The following is a 211-nucleotide window of genomic DNA, read 5'->3' on the forward strand; positions in this document are numbered from 1 at the left end:
GCTCGTGCGCACGGTCGGGGTCACCCTAGACCGGGCAGGCCCCCGTGGCGCGTCGAGCGATGCGCCCGGTTCGTGACCTGTCTCTTATACACATCTCCGAGCCCACGAGACGCGTAGTAATCTGGGGGGGGGGGTTTTTTTTTGGAGGGGGGGGGGGGGGGGGGGGGGGGGGGGGGGGGGGGGGGGGGGGGGGGGGGGGGGGGGGGGGGGG

General features: G+C 75.4%; 1 protein-coding gene. It reads right to left on the reverse strand.

Annotation, left to right across the window (positions count from 1 at the left end):
* Positions 1-25 precede the first annotated feature (25 nt).
* Positions 26-211: hypothetical protein (locus tag ACPYOM_RS24425; protein ID WP_481347964.1), on the reverse strand; the 186-nt coding region annotated here is incomplete at its 5' end.

The sequence above is a fragment of the Monashia sp. HAY1-2A genome (genome assembly GCF_056755315.1).